At 52.3% G+C, this 631-nt stretch carries 1 pseudogene; it reads right to left on the bottom strand.

From position 1 onward, the window contains the following. Positions 1-76: 76 nt before the first annotated feature. A pseudogene (locus E5J99_RS21050) lies at positions 77-508 on the bottom strand (integrase core domain-containing protein); the annotation flags it as partial. Between the last annotated feature and the right edge of the window lie 123 nt (positions 509-631).

Consider the following 631-nt stretch of genomic DNA (forward strand, 5'->3'; position numbering starts at 1 on the left):
ATCTGGGCCTCGGTAAACTTCGTCTTTTTCATGGCGCATGTCTCTTGGTTTAAGATACAACAAGGGCCTGATTTCTCTACTTTAGCGTGGACCAGTTTCTTGGGAGGAGGTCATTCTGAAGCTCGACAGTAGTGGCGGCAGCCACTACCTCATCGGGCGTTAAATTCTGTAACGAGCTGTGCGGCCGGAAGCCATTATACTCTCGGCGCCAGTGCTCAATTTTTTCCTGGGCATCGGTCAGTGACAGGAACCACTGCACATTCAAGCACTCATCCCGGAAGCTACCATTAAATGACTCAATATACGGGTTGTCAGTCGGTTTGCCGGGGCGCGAGAAGTCGAGCGTGACGTGTTGGTCGTAGGCCCAGCGGTCGAGCGCCTTGCTGATAAACTCGCTGCCATTGTCGACTTGGATACGCTTGGGTACTAGGCCTAGCTCTTAACGTAGCCGTTGCATTACGGCCACCACATCTTCGCCTTTTAACGACTGGCCGACGTGAATGGCTAGTGCTTAGTCAGGGGAGTTTTTCGAACAAAAAAGCAGATTGGTCGTTGCTTTTGAATGGGAAGACCACTCACAGCATTCGTCCTGTCGTCGGCTGACCGCCTGACCATTGAAGCCTTAACGCGC

This window comes from Hymenobacter elongatus (assembly GCF_004745955.1).
Taxonomy (GTDB): domain Bacteria; phylum Bacteroidota; class Bacteroidia; order Cytophagales; family Hymenobacteraceae; genus Hymenobacter; species Hymenobacter elongatus.